We start from the raw sequence: 17576 nt of genomic DNA, 5'->3' as shown, positions 1-17576 counted from the left end.
GTGGAAAATCTGGCTGCGTAAGTTCTAGTGTCTCTATCGAGTGCTATTCACAGGCTGCCAGCACGCGACGCAAAATCAACCGTAGCCAAACCTACTGCGAGCCGTGCAGGACAAAGGTTTGCCATCCCCGCATATGGTCGATAAAGCGCTCGCTCAGCCCGCGCTCGCGCAGGTACTCAGCCGGCACGGGCAGCTCGGGACTGTCGTAGGTCGGATTGGCCATGACCTGCAGGGGAAAGTCCCGCTGAAGAATGCCGGCTCGGGCAATCAACACGAAGTCGCAGCCCTCGTCCAGCAACTCGCCGGCACGCTTGGCACTCATGATCTTGCCGGCGGTCCCCAGGCGAACTCCCTTGCGAGGCAATTCTGTGAAAAGACTGAGCATGGTCCTGCCGCGGAATGGCCCTTCTCTGACGACCTGAGCTGAGTCCCACAAGGCCAGGTCAAGATAATCTATCAGCTCGCGATCGAAGATATAAGCGGTGACCTCGCGCAGTTCCTCCAGGCGCAACCCGTACCGCTCGATCGACAGCCGCCAGCCAATCTGAAAATCAGGGCCGCATTCTCGGCGAATGCCTTCGATCACCTCCAGGGTCAGGCGAGCCCGGTTCTCGAGGCTGCCGCCGTATTTGTCTTTGCGATCGTTCAGGAACGGCGACATGAACTCCGAAAGGATCCAACCGAATGCGCCATGCACCGCGACGCCGTCGAACCCTGCCAGTTGCGCCCTTTTCGCAGCGGCGATGAAGCTGTCGCGGATCCGCTCCACCACTTCGGTCGAGATCGCCTGAATGCCCGGCAAAGTGTCACTCGAAGCAGGAGCTGGAATGCCCCCTAGCAGCGGGTTGGCACGGTGGCCGGCGTGGTGCAGTTGCACCGCCGACAGACCACCGCCACTCCGAATGGTTGTGGCCATCCGCGTCAGGCCCGGCAGGTGGTCATCGCTGTGGATTCCCAACTGCCGCGCAAACGCAATGCCGCCCGCTTCTACGGTCGTGGCACAGGTCTGGATCAACGCATAGCCACTTTGAGACAGCTGCTCCATCCAGAAATGGTCGTACACGGAGGCAGTGCCGTCGAGCTCGCTTTGCTGGTTGGTCAGCGGCGCCAACATGAAGCGATTCCTCATCGCCGGACCGTGCAGGAGAGTGAGCGGTTTGAAGAGATCAGAAACAGACACAGGAAAGCTCCAAAAGATGGTTAGGAAATGCAGATCGGGATCGGGCAACGACCTTGACCAGCCACACCCGAGCTCGAACTGCCAGCGCAGCGGATGCCATCGCTCGCACGCGCAGGCTTCATATGCCTTCGAAATCGAGCTCGGCATGCGGCCGTGTGGAAGGAGGCAGCCTTGGCCGCTCCTGCGACACCGTCGGATCAGCCTTTGATGTCGGACTTCTCGGTTTTTGAGAGGTCCCAGCCACCGCCGAGCGCTTTGACCAGATCAACGGTCGCGCGCGCTCGCTCACCCTCGGCTTGGATGCGCAACTGGCGGCTGCGCAGGCGAGTGCGCTCGGCGTCGACCACGACCAGGTAGTCGATGTCGCCTTCGTCGAATCTCGCCTTGGCAGATCGCGCAACGCCAGACGATGCGTCTTCTGCTCCCCGCTGTAGGATGATTCGCTCGTCAAGGGTTCTTATCGAGACTAGGGAGTCCTCAACCTCGCGGAAGGCCTGGAGCACCGTCTTGCGGTACTCGGCGACCCTCTCCTCATAGACGCCGCGCACGCGGGCCAATTCGGCGCTTCGCCTTCCTCCATCGAAGATTGGTATGCTGAGGACTGTCCCCACCAGGGGACCCAGCAGGAACGTGCGTTGAGACCAATTGGCCAGGTTTCCCAGGTCGGCCGACTCGTAGCCCAGGGACCCCGTCAGCGAGAGCGCCGGAAAGAATGCTGCCCTCGCAACGCCGATGCGCGCGTTCTCCGCGGTCATGGCGCGTTCGGCGGCTGCGATGTCCGGCCTGCGCTCGAGCAACGTCGAGGGCATGCCTGGCGGAAGCTTGACCATGACGTTGTCCAGAGGCCGCGCCTCGACGGCGAACGCTGCAGGCACCTTGCCCAGCAGGATCGCCAAGGCATGCAAGGCCAGGGCATGCTGCTGCTCGACAGCCAGTTGCTCCGAGCGGGCCGAGAACAATTCAGTCTTCACCTGGTCAACGACGTAAGGGGCCACAGCGCCCACATCGAGCTTTCGTTCCAACAGCGACATGGCGTCTTGTCTCAGCTTCACGGTGTCCCGGAGCAGGCGAAGCTCGCCCTCGGACTGTCGCAGGCTGAAATACGTCTTTGCGACGTCGGCTTGGACCAGCAGCAGCATCTGGTGCGCCAGCGCCTGCTGCCGCGCCGCATCGGCCCGTGCGGCAGCGACCCCCGACGAGACCCGGCCAAAAATGTCCGCTTCGTATGCCAAGGAGACCTGCCCGCGCCACAAGGTTTGCGTAGTTCCCGGTGCACCGTCCCCGCGCCCCGCAGCTGTGCCGCTGATGCGCTGTCGAGTGGGGCCGAAACCTACGCCCACTTCGGGAAGCTGCGCTGACTCGCTTTGCGAAATCAGTGCGCGAGCCTGTTTGAGCCTTGCCATCGCGATGGACACATCCGGATTCGCCTTGAGCGCCTCCTCCTCGAGCTGCACAAGGACAGGGTCACCGAAGACTCCCCACCACGGAGATGGCGCCTGCTGGTCTGCCGGTTCAGCCGGCCGCCACCGGCCTGGGTCTTCTGTGGGCTGGAGCGCGACCGTGCGTGCCTCGTACTCGGCGAAGTTCGCGGGAATGTCGATGCCAGGACGATTCTCGACGGGCGTGAGGGAGCACGCGGACAGCAGGAACAGGCTTGCTGCCAAGGCAAGCGCACTTCTGGAGAGTTGCTGGATCGCTTGGGTTGAGCGGGTCATGCCTGAACCTCCGGCTGTTGATTTCCAAGGTGATGCGGAGCGATCACAGGCGCCTCATGATGCGCGGCAGATCGCAGCGGCCTTCCTCCGCCAAGCGCCCGGGCGAGCACGTAAAAGAGGGGGGTGAGAAACAGGCCGAACAGCGTGACGCCGATCATTCCGAAGAACACCGAGATGCCCATCGCCTGGCGCATTTCTGCACCTGCGCCTGTCGAAAGAACAAGAGGGATCACGCCCATGATGAAGGCCAGCGACGTCATCAGGATGGGCCGCAGCCGCAAGCGGCAGGCCTCGATCACGGCCTTCAACGTGGACATCCCCGCCATCTCGAGCTCGCGCGCGAACTCGACGATTAGGATGGCGTTCTTCGACGCCAGGCCGACAAGCACGATGAGTCCGATCTGGGTGAAGATGTTGTTGTCGCCCTTCGTGAGCCACACACCGAGCAGCGCGGAGAAGATGCTCATCGGAATGATGAGGATGATGGCCAGCGGCAGCGTCAGGCTCTCGTACTGGGCCGCCAATACGAAGAACACCAAGAGAACGCAGAGTGGAAGAATCCAGACCGCGCTGTTGCCGGCAATGATCTGCTGGTAGGTCAGGTCGGTCCATTCGAACGTCATCCCTGGTGGCAAGGTTGCAGCCGCAATCCGCTGGATGGCCTCCATTGCCTGGTCCGACGAGTAGCCCGGCGCCGGGCTGCCGCCCACGTCGGCCGACGTGAAGCCGTTGTAACGGGTGACCTGGTCGGGGCCATAGGTCTGGCTGACCTTCGCGAACGACGCGAGCGGAACCATCTGCCCGGACTCGCTGCGAACGTGCAGTTGCCCGATGTCGTCCGGCTTGGAGCGGAACTGGCCATCGGCCTGCATGCGCACTTGGTACACGCGGCCCAGGAAGTTGAAGTCGTTCACGTAGTAGGAACCAAGGAACGACTGCATCGCACTGAAGGCCGCTGGCGTATCCACGCCCAGCTGCTGTGCTTTCGCACGGTCGATGTCCACCTTGAGCTGGGGTGCGTTCACGTTGTAAGTCGAGAAGAGCGGGCCGAGCTCAGGCGCTTCGGACGCCTTCTTGATGAAGGCTTGCGTCGCCTTGTAGAGCTCGTCGTAACCCAGGTCCGCTCGGTCCTCGATCTGCAGCTTGAAGCCGCCCAGGGTTCCGAGGCCGTAGACCGGCGGTGGTGGAAAGATCCCGGTGAAGGCGTGTCCGATGCTGCCGAACTCACGGCCCAGGTCGGCCGCGACCTGGTCGGCGCTGATCCCCTTTCGCTCCTTGAACGGCTTGAGCAAGACAAATGTCAGCGCCGTGCTCGAGCTCTTGGTCACCCCATTGATCGAAAGACCGCTGTAGCTCGATGTTCCGAGGACGGCAGGGTGCTTGAGCGCCATGGCATTCATCTTGTTCATGGTCGCCTCGGTGCGGTCCAGCGTCGAGCCCTCGGGCAGTTGCGCCAGGCTCACGAGGTACTCCTTGTCCTGTGCAGGAACGAACCCACCCGGGACATGATCGGTAAGCCACCAGGTTCCCCCCAGCAAGAGTGCGTACACGACGAGCAACGCCCCCTTGTGCCGCAGCAGACGGCCGACGCCTCCTCCATATGCCTCTGAGGTGCGATCGAAGGTGCGATTGAAGCGCCCGAAGAAGCGGCCGAACACCTTCTGCGTTACCCGGGTCACCGCGTCTGGCGCATCGCCATGTCCCTTCAGCAGCAAGGCCGACAGCGCCGGAGACAGCGTGAGCGAGTTCACCGCCGAGATCAGCGTGGAAATGGCGATGGTCACCGCGAACTGCTTGTAGAACTCGCCTGTCAGTCCGCTGAGAAAGGCCAGCGGAAGAAACACCGCAGACAGCGTCAATGCGATGGCGATGATGGGCCCACTGACCTCGCGCATGGCCTGGTAGGTCGCCTCACGGGGACTGAGCCCGCGTGCGATGTTCCGCTCCACGTTCTCGACGACCACAATGGCATCGTCCACCACGATGCCGATGGCCACCACCAAGCCGAACAGCGACAGCGTGTTGATGGAGTAGCCCGCCAGCAGCAGGAAGGTGAACGTGCCGACGATCGAAATGGGAACCGCGATAAGCGGGATGATGGAAGCGCGCCAGGTCTGCAGAAAGAGAAACACGACCAGCACCACGAGCGCCACCGACTCCAGCAGAGTTTCAATGACGGCGTCGATGCCGGACTGGACTGCGCGGCTCGGCTCATAGACGATGCGATAAACCACGTCTTCGGGGAAATCTTTCTCGAGCTCCTTCATGGCCTTGTGCACGTCGCGGGAGATCTGAAGCGAGTTCGCGCCAGGTGATTCCTGCACGGTCACGGCGACGGCGGGCGAGTTGTCCAGCGTGGCGCGGATGCCGTAGTCTTCTGCGCCGAGTTCCACGCGCGCCACGTCGCCCAGGCGCGTGATCGCTCCACGAGCATCGGACTTGATGACGATGGCCTTGAATTCATCGGGCGACTTGAGCCGGCCGTCGGCGTTAACGTTGAGTTGGAAGGCTGTGTCCGCGGACGTGGGTGCACTTCCGATCGTTCCGACAGCGGCCTGGATGTTCTGGCGTCGAATGGCGCTGGCGACATCGCTCGCACTCAGTCCCCGCTCGGCCAGGGCGGCCGGATCCAGCCAGACACGCATGGCATAGCCGCCGGGGCCCCAGATCGCCACGTCGCCGACTCCCGTGATCCGGGCCAGACGATCCTTCACGTGAAGGATGGCGTAGTTGCTGATGTAGTTGTTGTCGTAGGTCCCCTTCGGCGACACCATGTGCACGGCGATGGTGATCATCGGCAGGTTCTTGACCGCCGTCACGCCCAGGCGCTGAACGTCCTCGGGCAGTCGCGCCTGGGCTTGGGAGACCCGGGTCTGCACCAACTGCTGGGCCCTGTCCGGATCGGTTCCCAGCTTAAAGGTCACGGTCAGGTACAGGTGACCATCGCCGCTGGCCTTCGAGTCCATGTAGAGCATGTCCTCGACACCGTTGACAGACTGCTCCAGCGGAGCCGCGACTGTTTCTGCAATGGTCTTGGCGTTGGCCCCAGGGTATTGCGCGTGCACCACGACCGACGGCGGAATGACCTGCGGGTATTCGGACACCGGCATGTTGAACGACGCCACGATGCCCGCAAGGAGAATCAACGCCGACAGGACGGCCGCGAAGATCGGCCGGTCGATGAAAAATTTCGAGATGTTCACGACCGGCCTCCATTGGCGGTGCCAGCGGAGGCCTCGGGGGCCTCTGCAGCGACGGCCGAGACTGACGCGCCGGGGGACGCGCGGAAAGAGCCGTCCACGATGACCTTTGCACCTGGCGCGAGCCCGCTGCGCACGACCCGCTGTGTTCCTTGCAGCACGCCAAGGTCGATGGCGCGGCGTTCGACCTTGTTCTCTGCGTTGACGACCAGAACGTACTTCCGGTCCTGGTCGGTGCCCACGACGGCCTCGTCCACCAACACGGCGTCGTAAGGCGCACCGCCTTGCAGACGGATGCGTGCCCGCAGACCAGGAAGCATCTCGGGATTCACCTTGTCGATGCGTGCTCGAACCCGCACGGTTCCCGACCGGACATCCATCTGGTTGTCGATCGCTTCGATGGATGCTGAGTAGGGAAAGTCGGTGTCGGTGGCCAAACCGATCTTCACTACAGGCTGCGTGCCCGCCCTCAGCGAAGGGGCGATGATCTGGAGGTAGCTCTGCTCGTCCACGTTGAAGGATGCGTAGAGCTTGCTGTCAGAGACGATCCTGGTGAGCGGGGTCGCTTCCCCGCCTGCCGTCACCACATTGCCCGCCGTGATTTCCGCCCGGGAGATCCGTCCCGCAATAGGGGCGCGAACCTGGGTGTAGCTGAGCTGCAGTTGAGCCTGCGCGAGGGCGGCCTGCGCTCCCTTCAGTGACGCGGCAGCCTCGCGCGCCGCATTGTCGAGCGTGTCGAACTCCCTGCGCGCGATTGAATTCGATTCCAGCAGCCTCTGTCCGCGGGCGCGCTCCGTGTCTGCCAGCCGTTGCCGTGCTTCGGCACCTGCCAGGGTGGCCTGCGCCTGGCGCACCTGGGTCTCGAAGGGTGCTGGGTCGATGACGAAAAGAATGTCACCCTGGCGAACATGCTGGCCCGGCTTGAAGTGCACCGCGAGCAGCGAGCCCGGTACCTTGGCGCGAACGTCGACGAGGTCCACGGCTTCGATCCGCCCCGTGTAGTCCTGCGCATCGGACACCGAGCGCTGCAAGGCTGGCCGGTACTTGACGATGGGGAGTGCGGCGGCGGCTTGAGCATGCGCTTCGGAACCGTGCTTCCAAAACATGCTGCCAGCAACGACCACCGCAACGGCAGTCGTGACGACCGCCAGGTGCTGTTTCTTGAGGGTTTTCATGCGACGTGCTCTACAAAATTGAACGGTTTGCAGTCTGTGCGCGCGGCGCATGAAGATCGAGCCCGGAACCTGGGTTACTTTGTTGCCTCCGTTGGAACAATCACTTGTCGTCGCCCCCTGCCAATACGATAAAAATGGTATTTCTCGCGGTGCAAGCAACACCTAGTTCCGTACCGTGCAATAGTCGTCCTACAAGGAGAGAAGCCCGTGGACCGTCTCCAGTCGATGCAGATCTTCGCCCGCGTGGTCGAAATGCACAGCTTCACTCGTGCTGCGGACAGCCTGTTCCTGCCCAAGTCTCGGGTCACGCGAGCCCTGAAGGACCTGGAGAAGTTCCTGGGCGCCCGACTTCTGCAGCGGACCACGCGCCACATCAGCCTGACCCCGGAGGGAGCGCTGTACTTCGAGCACTGCAAGCGGTTGCTCGCGGACATCGAAGGCGTCGAGTCGAGCTTCCCGGGACGGGCCGGGCAGCCTCGCGGCTGCCTTCGAGTCGACATGACGCTCTCGCTCGCGCGCTTGGTCGTCCTGCCTTGCATCAAGGACTTCCAGACTCGTTTCCCGGACGTCGAACTCACGCTGACGGCGTCTGATCGCACGGTGGAGCTCGTGCAGGAGGGCATTGATTGCGTCATTCGAGCGGGGACCCCCGAAGACTCCGCCACGCTCGTTGCCAAGCGCATAGGCTCGTTCGAATGGGTGACCTGCGCCTCGCCGGAATACCTGGCCCGTCACGGCACGCCAAAATCGCTGGAGGATTTGGCGAACCACGAGGCGGTTGGCTACCTGTCCAGCCGCACCGCGCGCACCCTGGATTGGAATTTCGAGGTGAATGGCGAGCACCGCAGCGTCAGGATGCGAGAACGTCTCATCGTCAACGATACGGATGCCTACGTGACATGCGGCCTCGAAGGCCTTGGGCTCATCCGTGCGGGGAGCTACATGGTGCGGCCCTACCTTCTGAGCGGCCGCCTTCGGCAGGTGCTCGCCGACTACGCGTCGCCGACTGTGCCGCTTTCGGTCCTATACCCCCAGAATCGTCAGTTGTCCCCGACCGTGCGAGCGTTCGCAGACTGGGTTGCAGAAGTCGTGCGCAGGGAGGAAGCCGGATGGCGGGTCGACTCCTACGAGTCCGCACGATGGCAAGCTTAGTCCCAGGATACCTGACGCTCGCTTTCATATGTCATGCGGCTGGTTGTGCACGCCGTTGTTCAGTCGCCTGAACATTCAATTCGTCGTCCGGGTCTTTATCGAGTTCTGGAACATGCTCAGAATTCGCGCTCAAGGTCGTGGGTGCTGTGTCGCTTGACGCTCAAAGCCACTTGGCGGGAAAAGGACGCGGCGAAGCCCATGGGTCGGTCACCAGACCGCCAAGAAATTCGACGAGAGGGCGCTTTGCGCGCCTTCGCGCGTCAGTCAAAAAAAGGAATCTCTCATGGCCGCGTATGACTACGATCTGTTCGTGATCGGAGGTGGCTCGGGCGGCGTGAGGGCCGGGCGTGTTGCTGCCGCGCTGGGCAAACGTGTCGCGATCGCGGAAGAGCACCGGTTCGGCGGCACCTGCGTCATTCGGGGCTGCGTTCCCAAGAAGCTTTTCGTGTACGCCTCCCAGTATCGCGAGCACTTCGAGGATGCTGCAGGGTACGGATGGAAAGTCAGCGAGACCGCGTTCGACTGGGGCACCTTGCTTGCCGCCAAGGACAAGGAAATCCAAAGACTCGAAGGCTTGTACCGGCGTGGGCTCGAGAGCAACGGCGCCCGGATCATCGACAGCCGCGCCGAGTTGGTCGACGCGCACACCGTGCGCCTGGTGCAGACCGGCCAGACCGTCACCGCCGACACGATTGTCATTGCCACAGGCGGCACGCCGAACCCCCATGCAGCGCTCCCTGGCCATGAGCTGTGCATCTCGTCCAACGAAGCTTTCGATCTTCCGCAACTGCCGCGCTCGATACTGATTGCCGGCGGCGGCTACATCGCGGTCGAGTTCGCCAATGTGTTCCACGGCCTTGGTGTGGCTGTAACGCTCATCTACCGCGGCAAGGAAATCTTGTCGCGTTTCGATCACGACCTGCGCCAGGGCTTGCACAAAGCCATGGTCGACAAGGGCATCCGCATCATTCTCACCGACGTCATGGAGAAGGTGGAACAGAAGGTTGACGGCAGTTTGTTGGTCAGGACGATGTGCGGCGAGTCGATCTCGGTCGACACCGTCATGCTGGCGCTCGGCCGCGAGCCGAACACGCAGGGGTTGGGCCTGGAAGCTGCCGGCGTGAAGGTGGATGGGCTTGGCGCGATCGTCGTGGACGATTACTCCCGCACAAATGTGCCCAACATATTTGCGCTGGGAGACGTCACCCACCGGGTGCAGCTGACACCCGTCGCCATCCATGAAGCCATGTGCTTCATCGAGACCGAGTACAAGAACAATCCGACCTCGCCCGATCACGACCTGATTCCCACGGCCGTTTTTTCGCAGCCGGAGATCGGCACCGCGGGTCTGTCGGAAGAAGAGGCCGCCAAAAAGTACTCCGAGATCGCGGTCTATCGCGCCGAGTTCCGTCCGATGAAGGCGACGCTCTCGGGCCGCACGGAAAGGATGCTCATGAAGCTCATCGTCGACGCCGCAAGCCGCAAGGTGGTCGGCGCCCACGTCCTCGGTCACGAGGCCGGCGAGATGGTGCAGTTGCTCGGCATCTCCCTGAAGGCAGGGGCCACGAAGGATGACTTCGATCGGACCATGGCTGTCCACCCCACTGCAACCGAGGAACTCGTGACCATGTACCAGCCGAGCTACCGCGTCAGGGACGGCGTGCGCGTTTGAACCTTGATGGCTCGAGTGCGCCTTGCGGCGCGGACCGCTTTCACCCGATTCGCTCAGGACCACGGATGAACAAATTTTTGGCGATGGAAGTGTTTGTCCAGGTCGTGGACACCGGCGGATTCACCCGCGCGGCCGAGAACATGAAACTTCCCAAAGCGACGGTGTCAACCTTGATCCAGTCGCTGGAAGGTTCGCTGTCGGTCAAGCTTCTGAACCGGACCACCCGGCACGTCAGCGTCACCGCTGAAGGCGCCGCCTTCTACGAACGCTGCATGCGCATTCTGTCGGAGGTGCGCGAAGCCGAGGACTGCGTGTCTCAAACAAGGGGCAGCCCCGCGGGAAGGCTGCGTATCGACGCCCCCACCGGCCTGGCCAGCGAGGTGATCATTCCCGCGCTTCCCGACTTCGTCGAGCGGTATCCGGACATCCGGCTCGAACTGGGTTGCAGCGACCGGCAGGTGGACCTGGTCGAGGAAGGGGTAGATTGCGCGATTCGCGGAGGCCGTCGCCTGACCGATTCCAGTCTGATCGCGCGCCGCGTCGGCACGATGCACTACACCACTTGTGCCTCGCCGGCCTACCTCAAACGCCATGGCCGGCCCATGCATCCCAACGATCTGGTACACCACAGCTGCGTCAATTATTTCTCCGCACGTTCGGGCAAGATGTTCGATTGGTACTTTAAGAAGGACGGCGAGAAAATCCAGGTCGCCTTGTCCAGTCACATCGCATTGAGCGACAGCTATGCGTACACGGCTGCAGGGCTGGCCGGGTTGGGTATCGTGCAGATGGCAGACTTCCTGATGGCGCCAATGCTCAAAGACGGGCGGCTCGTATCCGTCCTGGACGACTGGACCAACGAACCACTGCCGATCCACGTGGTGTATCCGCAGAACCGCCACCTTTCGGCCAAGGTGCGTGTGTTCGTCGAGTGGGTAGCGCAACTGTTCTTGAACCACGCCACCATGCGCTGACGAAGGGCTGCCACCCGCCGGCACAGGCAAGAACTTGCGGCCACCGGGGACGAAGCGAAAGGCGCTTCCTGCAGGGGCTTACTTGCCGGGCAGTTGCTGGTACGTTTCGACCACGCGGGCCGAATACGTGAGCGCCGCTCCAGCGTTCATCGCAATGGCCACGCCCAGTGCCTCGGAAACTTCCTCGAGCGAGGCGCCAGCCTCCGCGGCCTTCTTGGTATGCACGGCGATGCAGCCGTCGCAGCGCGTGGTGACGGCGACGGCCAGGGAGATCAGTTCGTGGATCTTGGGCTCCAGATGGCCAGTTTTTGCGGCGGCGTTGTCCAGGGCCGCCATCCCGCGCATCACGTCGGGACTTTGCTTGGCGAAATCGCCCACGCGCTCCAGCAGGGACGTCCGGTAGCCGTTCCAATCTTGCATCATGATCCTTGTTCCTTTTCTAGGGTTGTGGGTGCCGGCGCCAACCTGGCGTCCGGCGGGAATGGAAGAAATTTCGCTGTCCCAAATCACGCCGGGATGGCGCGCGCAGCGGCCAGTCGCTCAATCAAAGGCTTTGCTGCACATCAGCGTCTCGTAGTCGGTGTAGCCCTCAGCTCCCTGGCTGTAGTAGGTCGCCACCTCGTCCTTGGTTAGGGGTGCGCCGTGGCGCAGGCGCCAGACCAGGTCAGGGTTGGCCAGGAAGGGACGTCCGAAGCTGATCGCATCGGCCAAGCCGGTGTCGAGGTCGGCCTTGGCGCGCGCCACGTCGTAGTCGCTGTTGAGCACCAGGGCGCCCTTGAAATGCCTGCGAATCTGGGGCGACAGTCTGGGGACGTCGGTTGCGCCAAATGTCCCGTCCGGGCCAGGCTCTCGCAACTCCAGGAAGGCGATACCGATAGCGTTCAGCATCTCCGCCGCGGCGGTGAACAGCGGCGCCGGGTTGCTGTCGTCCACGCCGTAGCTCTCGCCATTGGGCGACAGGCGCACGGCCGTGCGATCGGCGCCCACCTCGTCTGCAACGGCCTGCGTGACCAAGCGCAGCAACCGCACCCGGTTGTCGATGCTGCCGCCGTATTCGTCGGTCCGGGCGTTGGTTCCGTCCCGCAGGAATTGATCGAGCAACTGGCCATTGGCGGCGTGGATCTGAACGCCGTCGAAGCCCGCGGCCATGGCGTTGCTTGCGGCGCTGACGTAGTCGGAGATCAGGCTTGGGATTTCCTCAGTCGCCAGCGGTCTTGCGATTTCGAACGGCATCTTGCCTTCATAGGTGTGCGCATCTCCCGGCATGGCCGTGGCACTGGCCGATACAGGCTGACGGCCCGTCACGGCCGAGTGGGCCATGCGGCCCATGTGCCAAAGCTGCGCGAAGATGAGCCCGCCTTTGTCATGCACCGCCTGCGTGACGGGCATCCAGGCCATGACCTGCTCGGCGGACCACAGTCCCGGTGCATAGGGCCAGCCAACGGCCTGGCGCGAAATGCCAGTGGCCTCTCCGATGATCAACCCGGCCGTGGCGCGCTGCGCGTAGTAGTCGGCCATGATCGGCGTCGGCACATGGTCGCGGGTGGCGCGCGCCCGGGTCAGGGGCGCCATGAAGGTGCGATTGGACGCGTTGAGCGCGCCCAGCGCGATGGGATCAAAAAGTGTCGGCATGAAGGTTCCTCGGGAGGGCTTGGATTTCAGTCGTTCGCCAGCAGGCCTTCGGCTTGCAAAGCCGCGCGCACACTTGCCCGTTGCTCCATGCGTGCCATGAACTTCTGGATGGAGGCATAGCCGGTGACGTCGATCCTTACCCGCGACGGCCATGACAGGACGTTGTAGAGATACGCATCGGCGACCGAGAATTGCGCGCCCAGGACGTAGTCGTTCCGGGACAGGTGCTCGTCGATGTATTCGAACTTGCTGGTCAGGTTGCCATCCGCAAATCTTTTCTTCGTTACTTCATCGAGGAATGGCGAAAACATCACGGCCATGCCCTTGTGCAGATCGCTTGCCACGAAATTGAGCCACTCCAGCGCCGTGTAGCGCTCCCGGGTTCCGAACGGTGGGAGAAGGTTGGCGGCCGGGTTCTTGTCTGCGATCCACTGCAGGATGACCGCCCCCTCGGTGAGCAGGTCGCCGTCGTCCATCTTCAGCACAGGGATGAAGCCCTTGGGCGATACCTTGAAGTAGTCGCCTTCGACCGTCGTCTTGGTTTTGAAGTCGACCTTGATCAGGTCGTACGTCTGTCCTGCCTCGCGCAACGCGATTTGAGAAGCAAGCCCGCAAGAGCCGGGGGAGTAATACAGTTTCATACTTAAAAAAGTCTTGGTGGTTGAAAAGCGCAGCCGTTAACAGCGGCTTGCTGGACTGGAAAATTGCCTAGATGCTTGCGTGCGCCGCGGGGACGTCCATGCGGCAGCTCCAAGGGCGAAGGCATCGCCCTGGGAGACACGGTTGAATCTTTGAGAGCCCGGACCAGGGCGCGCGACGCGTGCGGGGAGCGTGGTCGTGCAGCCTTGGGGCTGGGCGCGCTGACTATTCGCCCTGCTGTAGTGACTCGAAGTCCTTGGCGTCGTGGCGTTCGCGAAGGAAGGTGCCCGGCTCTCCGGAAACGCGGTTGACGACCCTGCCGCGCGCAACTGCGGGGCGAGTTGCTATCGCCCTGTACCAGCGCAGCAGATGCGTGTATTCCTCGACGGCCAGGAACTCGTGCGTGTTGTAGACGCCATAGAGGCTGCCTGGATACCACGGCCAGACCGCCATGTCCGCGATCGTGTACTGATCCCCAGCGAGGAACTCGTGCGTGGCCAGATGCGTGTCCAGCACATGCAGTTGCCGTTTGGTCTCCATCGCGTAACGGTCGATTGCATACTCGATCTTTAGCGGTGCATAGGCGTAGAAGTGGCCCAGTCCTCCGCCGACAAAGGGGGCCGAGCCCATCTGCCACATCAACCAGTTGAACGTCTCCGTCCGCGCCCGACCTTCGGTCGGTAGGAATGCGCCGAATCGTTCTGCAAGATGAACGAGGATGGAACCGCTCTCGAAGACGCGCGTGACTGGATCCGTGGAGTGATCAACGAGCGCCGGAATCTTGCCATTGGGATTGATGTCCACGAAGCCGTTTCCGAATTGATCGCCTTTGAAGATATCGATCAGCCACGCGTCGTATTCGGCGCCCCGATGCCCTGCCGCCAGAAGCTCCTCCAGCATGATTGTGATCTTCTGTCCGTTCGGGGTCCCCTGCGAGTACAGCTGCAGAGGATGCTTGCCGACCGGCAACTCCTTCTCGAACCTCGCGCCGGAAACCGGGCGATTGATGCTGCCGAACGTACCGCCATAGTTCTTCGGGCTCCAGACTTTGGCTGGAACATAGTCGGAAGGTTGATTTGGAAATATGGAATCGGTCATCGGTTGCTCCGTGTGAGACAGGTATCCGGAATTAGGCGGTTCGAGGTGGCGAATTCAATGGGTGAGCATCTAGTGACTTGCATACTTTGATCGTTGCGTTACTCAGAAGGATCGTCGTCACTCTCGAATTGCGTTGTCGGCACTGCCGGGTCGACCACCATGAGCACAGCAATGGCGGAAGTGAGATCCCCGATGCTCAAGCTTTTTAGATACTTTTTTAAAGAATAGTTAGCCGATTGACTGGTTTCTCACCGCATGCAAAAAATTCTACAGAGTCGGTTAAATTGATAAACCAGTTGAAGACGAATTCACCGTTCAGTCAGCGGAACAGTGCCAACGGAGATCCAGACTGCTTCCGATTTCGGTGCGCTGGTCTTGTGCAGGCTGTGCGGCCATCGGGTTGCACGAACGCTGGATTCGCTTGGTATGCGAGGTAACCCCGTGCCGAGCCGCTCTGGACAACGCGCAAGGCCGCATTCTTCGGAAGGACAGGGGTCGGCAGTTCGCGATTACAGGCTGAGCTCAAGTTCCGGGCCCACGGCCCAAGAGACGCACGTGCACATTCCGCCGACGCGCAGGCCGGGGGAAAGAGTGTCACGGTGGATGGGCTGTCCTCGCACGACCTCTGTGAGGCACGAGCCGCAGACGCCACGGCGGCATTCGTAGCTTGTCCAAACGCCCGCGGCAAGCAACGCATCAAGCAACGACGTACCGGGGGCGACGTCCAATGTCAAACCTGACTGTGTGAGCGTCACGCGCAGCGGTGCGTCCGTCGCGTCGGCAGCCATGCCGAAGCTCTCGGCGTGGATGCGGTGCGTCTCCCAGCCGAGTCCGCGGGAAGCTGTGCGCACCGCATCAGTGAGGCTCGTCGGGCCGCAGACATAGACATGCGCTCCCGCCGGTTGCTCCGCAAGGAGCTTTCGCAGGTCCAGGCCGGCACGGCCGATGTGAACGGACATCTGCAGGCTTGGCGGTTTTGGCCACTGCCTCGACGAATCGCGGACTACCTGGTGCAGTGCGAAGCTGCGTTCTTGGGCGCTGAGCCGAAGAGCCATGCTAAGCAATGGCGTGATGCCGATGCCACCGCCGAGCAGCAAAACATGAGGTGCTCCGGTGTCCAGCGCGAACTCGTTGGCTACCGCCAGCAGGCTCAGGCGATCGCCCACCATGAGCCGGTCATGCACGAAGTGCGTGCCGCCCAGGCTGTTCGCCGTGCGCAGCACGCCGATCTCGTAGTGCGTGGGCGCCGAGTCGGCGTCAAGGAGCGAGAAGCGTCGCACACGGCCATCCAAGTCCAGCACGACGTGCGCGCCCGGCTGCGAAACGGGCAGGGACCCTCCATCGACGCGCTGCAGTCTCAGCTTGACAGTGTCCGCAGCAACCATCTCTTTGCCGACGACAATCAATTCAAGCGGTTCCACGTTGATAGCTCAAGGATTGAAAGGCGAAGCCTCGATGAGGCGCCAGCGCAACGGTCGGTTGAGTGGGGAGATGCGCCAGGACTCAAGGGTGAATTCGATCCACCGCCGCGTGCCACCGGTCGATTCGGCCTCGTCGAGCACATCGAAGCAGACCCGTGCGCGCCCGTTCAATTGCAGTTGGTGCACCCCGTCTTCATTGGGCATGACAAGGCCGCAGCGCGAGTCCACGGCGAGGTTGCCCAGCGTATTGAACATGCTGTTGCCGTTGTAGTCCGGAATACGCAGCACGTTGCCGACGATCTGCACGAAACCGGGCCGGCCGCCGCGATGCGACACGTCGGCTTCGCCGGACGGGCCAAGGCTCGCAATGAACAGCGTGTCTGCGGCGGTGATCCATTTCGCGACCGCCCCGTCAAGTGCAGAGCCCGCCACTGGCAGCGCCGGCGGCCACGCGGTATCGGGGCTGTCGAATTCCGGCTCGCGCTTTTGGATGTACCGGGGGCAGACCGGAAAGGCCTGCCCCACCGTCACGTCGAGCAAATTGGCCGACACCGAGGCGACGTGCCCGTTCACTCGCAAGCGCCTGCGCGTCTGCAAGTCGATGAGCAACACAGCGATCGACTGGCCTGCTTCTAGCGTGCCGATCGGCGCAGCAACTCGCAAGTGATCATGTGGATCATCGAGCGCCATGCGCAGACCGGCGAGTTCGTCTACGGTCTGCACGAAGCCGGGCTCGCCGGTCAACAGACTGGCACTGACGGAGCCGCCCTCGTCGGCCGCGCCGATGACACACCACCGCTGCTGGGCGACGAAGTTGCTGGCGGCAGCCGGGATGTGCGCAGAGATGTTGCGCCCATTGAGCAGCGCGATGGCGCGCTCTCCGGTCCGCTCCTGCACCATCCGCTCGCCAGGATGAAAGAGGGTGTCGTCCATGTCGTCGATCCGAAGCTCGAGCGCGTGCCGTTAGAAAGTCACGAGGCGGTGGCCGGCGTCGAGGTGTTGCGACAGATCCAGCACGCCGGTCGTGCCGGGGATCGACTTGTCGCGAACAAGGTTGATGCCCGTCGGCGCAAGGCTGCCGGCGGCGCCGAAGACGTCGGCGCAGCCGCCACAGGCCACGATTCGATCCAAAACGGCCTCGTAGAGCGCATGGGCAGGATGCTCTGGTTGCGCGAGTTCTGCGGGCCAGCGAACGCCCGCACCTTGAAAGACGAGATCGAAGTCCCGTTGCTTTTCCTTCAGCTCATAGGCGAGAAACAGGGCGTTGAAGACGCGGCCCAGGGCCTCCTCACTGCCGGACTTGGGATCGGAGAAGACAACGATGATGGTTTTCACAGGGTTTCCTTTCGATGGCGGCGATGACTGGAGGTAGATGAGGTGCCGCCTCGAAGGCAAATTTATTGCTCCAGATGGAATAGATAAATGCCAGGAAAGCCATTTAAGTACTGCGCGAGGCGCAGTAATCTGGGACGCATGGATCTCCTGCATGCAATCGAAGTCTTTATCGCCATTGCCGAGCGCGGGAATCTGACCCGCGCCGCTGAAGCCCTATCTCAGTCGCTGCCCAGCGTCGTTCGCACGCTGGCCGCGCTGGAGAATCACCTCGGCGGGGGGGGGTTTTAAAACCCCCCCCACCCGGGGATATATTAATGAAAAGGTGTTGGGTGTAACAAGAAAAACCAAAGGAAAAGAGAAGGGCGATGGGGGAAAAAGAGAAA

The 17576-nt window shown here is 62.3% G+C and carries 15 protein-coding genes; 4 read left to right on the top strand and 11 right to left on the bottom strand.

The window, feature by feature from the left end; all coding sequences use genetic code 11:
• Positions 1–91: 91 nt before the first annotated feature.
• The 4 genes from ACCD11_RS03750 to ACCD11_RS03735 are packed head-to-tail and all read right to left on the bottom strand — an operon-like array spanning position 92 to position 7270.
• A complete protein-coding gene (locus ACCD11_RS03750) occupies positions 92–1327 on the bottom strand; it encodes an NADH:flavin oxidoreductase (protein WP_413312465.1) in 1236 nt (411 codons plus the stop codon).
• Between the two features lie 50 nt (positions 1328–1377).
• Positions 1378–2895: an efflux transporter outer membrane subunit gene (locus tag ACCD11_RS03745; protein WP_413312463.1), complete on the bottom strand. Its 1518-nt coding sequence runs from the start codon at positions 2893–2895 to the stop codon at positions 1378–1380.
• Positions 2892–6098 carry an efflux RND transporter permease subunit gene (locus ACCD11_RS03740; protein ID WP_413312461.1) on the bottom strand — a complete coding sequence of 1069 codons (3207 nt, stop codon included), beginning with the start codon at positions 6096–6098 and terminating at the stop codon, positions 2892–2894. Before ACCD11_RS03740 ends, ACCD11_RS03745 begins: the two co-directional genes overlap by 4 nt.
• Positions 6095–7270: an efflux RND transporter periplasmic adaptor subunit gene (locus ACCD11_RS03735; protein ID WP_413312459.1), complete on the bottom strand. Its 1176-nt coding sequence runs from the start codon at positions 7268–7270 to the stop codon at positions 6095–6097. The genes ACCD11_RS03740 and ACCD11_RS03735 overlap by 4 nt, the downstream gene beginning before the upstream one ends.
• A gap of 207 nt (positions 7271–7477) precedes the next feature.
• On the opposite strand from ACCD11_RS03735, the gene ACCD11_RS03730 reads away from it, so the two are divergent.
• The 3 genes from ACCD11_RS03730 to ACCD11_RS03720 all read left to right on the top strand — a co-directional run bounded on the left by ACCD11_RS03730 (position 7478) and on the right by ACCD11_RS03720 (position 11068).
• Positions 7478–8422, top strand: a complete 945-nt coding sequence (locus ACCD11_RS03730; RefSeq protein ID WP_413312457.1) for a LysR family transcriptional regulator — start codon at positions 7478–7480, stop codon at positions 8420–8422.
• Between the two features lie 283 nt (positions 8423–8705).
• Entirely contained in the window at positions 8706–10094 is a 1389-nt protein-coding gene (gene gor / locus ACCD11_RS03725) for a glutathione-disulfide reductase (RefSeq protein ID WP_413312455.1), read from the top strand.
• Between the two features lie 65 nt (positions 10095–10159).
• Entirely contained in the window at positions 10160–11068 is a 909-nt protein-coding gene (locus ACCD11_RS03720) for a LysR family transcriptional regulator (protein WP_018907319.1), read from the top strand.
• Positions 11069–11146: 78 nt separating this feature from the next.
• Here ACCD11_RS03720 and ACCD11_RS03715 read toward each other — a convergent pair whose 3' ends face one another.
• The 7 genes from ACCD11_RS03715 to ACCD11_RS03685 form a co-directional block, all read right to left on the bottom strand.
• Complete coding sequence (locus ACCD11_RS03715; protein ID WP_021004317.1) at positions 11147–11491, bottom strand: carboxymuconolactone decarboxylase family protein; 345 nt, start codon at positions 11489–11491, stop codon at positions 11147–11149.
• A gap of 117 nt (positions 11492–11608) precedes the next feature.
• Positions 11609–12700 (bottom strand): alkene reductase, encoded by a 1092-nt coding sequence (locus ACCD11_RS03710; protein WP_413312453.1) that lies wholly within the window; start codon positions 12698–12700, stop codon positions 11609–11611.
• 26 nt (positions 12701–12726) lie between these two features.
• Positions 12727–13341: a glutathione transferase GstA gene (gene gstA, locus ACCD11_RS03705; RefSeq protein WP_413312451.1), complete on the bottom strand. Its 615-nt coding sequence runs from the start codon at positions 13339–13341 to the stop codon at positions 12727–12729.
• A gap of 223 nt (positions 13342–13564) precedes the next feature.
• Positions 13565–14437 (bottom strand): glutathione-dependent disulfide-bond oxidoreductase, encoded by an 873-nt coding sequence (gene yghU / locus ACCD11_RS03700; RefSeq protein ID WP_413312450.1) that lies wholly within the window; start codon positions 14435–14437, stop codon positions 13565–13567.
• A gap of 509 nt (positions 14438–14946) precedes the next feature.
• Entirely contained in the window at positions 14947–15858 is a 912-nt protein-coding gene (locus ACCD11_RS03695) for a PDR/VanB family oxidoreductase (RefSeq protein ID WP_413312448.1), read from the bottom strand.
• Positions 15859–15867: 9 nt separating this feature from the next.
• A complete protein-coding gene (locus ACCD11_RS03690) occupies positions 15868–16791 on the bottom strand; it encodes a pyridoxamine 5'-phosphate oxidase family protein (RefSeq protein ID WP_413312446.1) in 924 nt (307 codons plus the stop codon).
• A gap of 30 nt (positions 16792–16821) precedes the next feature.
• Complete coding sequence (locus ACCD11_RS03685) at positions 16822–17193, bottom strand: DsrE family protein (protein ID WP_413312444.1); 372 nt, start codon at positions 17191–17193, stop codon at positions 16822–16824.
• Between the two features lie 138 nt (positions 17194–17331).
• On the opposite strand from ACCD11_RS03685, the gene ACCD11_RS03680 reads away from it, so the two are divergent.
• Positions 17332–17481 (top strand): helix-turn-helix domain-containing protein, encoded by a 150-nt coding sequence (locus ACCD11_RS03680; protein WP_413312442.1) that lies wholly within the window; start codon positions 17332–17334, stop codon positions 17479–17481.
• Positions 17482–17576 lie beyond the last annotated feature (95 nt).

Origin of the sequence: Variovorax sp. Varisp36, from assembly GCF_047304235.1 — a bacterium.
GTDB lineage: Bacteria > Pseudomonadota > Gammaproteobacteria > Burkholderiales > Burkholderiaceae_C > Variovorax.
This window is presented reverse-complemented; position numbering and strand designations above follow the sequence as displayed.

Bases quoted from the DNA above. Each gene is read 5' to 3' on its own strand.
- ACCD11_RS03750 (WP_413312465.1), bottom strand. From the start codon at position 1,327: ATGCCGAGCTCGATTTCGAAGGCATATGAAGCCTGCGCGTGCGAGCGA.
- ACCD11_RS03745 (WP_413312463.1), bottom strand. From the start codon at position 2,895: ATGACCCGCTCAACCCAAGCGATCCAGCAACTCTCCAGAAGTGCGCTT.
- ACCD11_RS03735 (WP_413312459.1), bottom strand. From the start codon at position 7,270: ATGAAAACCCTCAAGAAACAGCACCTGGCGGTCGTCACGACTGCCGTT.
- gor (WP_413312455.1), top strand. From the start codon at position 8,706: ATGGCCGCGTATGACTACGATCTGTTCGTGATCGGAGGTGGCTCGGGC.
- ACCD11_RS03720 (WP_018907319.1), top strand. From the start codon at position 10,160: ATGAACAAATTTTTGGCGATGGAAGTGTTTGTCCAGGTCGTGGACACC.
- ACCD11_RS03715 (WP_021004317.1), bottom strand. From the start codon at position 11,491: ATGATGCAAGATTGGAACGGCTACCGGACGTCCCTGCTGGAGCGCGTG.
- ACCD11_RS03710 (WP_413312453.1), bottom strand. From the start codon at position 12,700: ATGCCGACACTTTTTGATCCCATCGCGCTGGGCGCGCTCAACGCGTCC.
- gstA (WP_413312451.1), bottom strand. From the start codon at position 13,341: ATGAAACTGTATTACTCCCCCGGCTCTTGCGGGCTTGCTTCTCAAATC.
- yghU (WP_413312450.1), bottom strand. From the start codon at position 14,437: ATGACCGATTCCATATTTCCAAATCAACCTTCCGACTATGTTCCAGCC.
- ACCD11_RS03690 (WP_413312446.1), bottom strand. From the start codon at position 16,791: ATGGACGACACCCTCTTTCATCCTGGCGAGCGGATGGTGCAGGAGCGG.
- ACCD11_RS03680 (WP_413312442.1), top strand. From the start codon at position 17,332: ATGGATCTCCTGCATGCAATCGAAGTCTTTATCGCCATTGCCGAGCGC.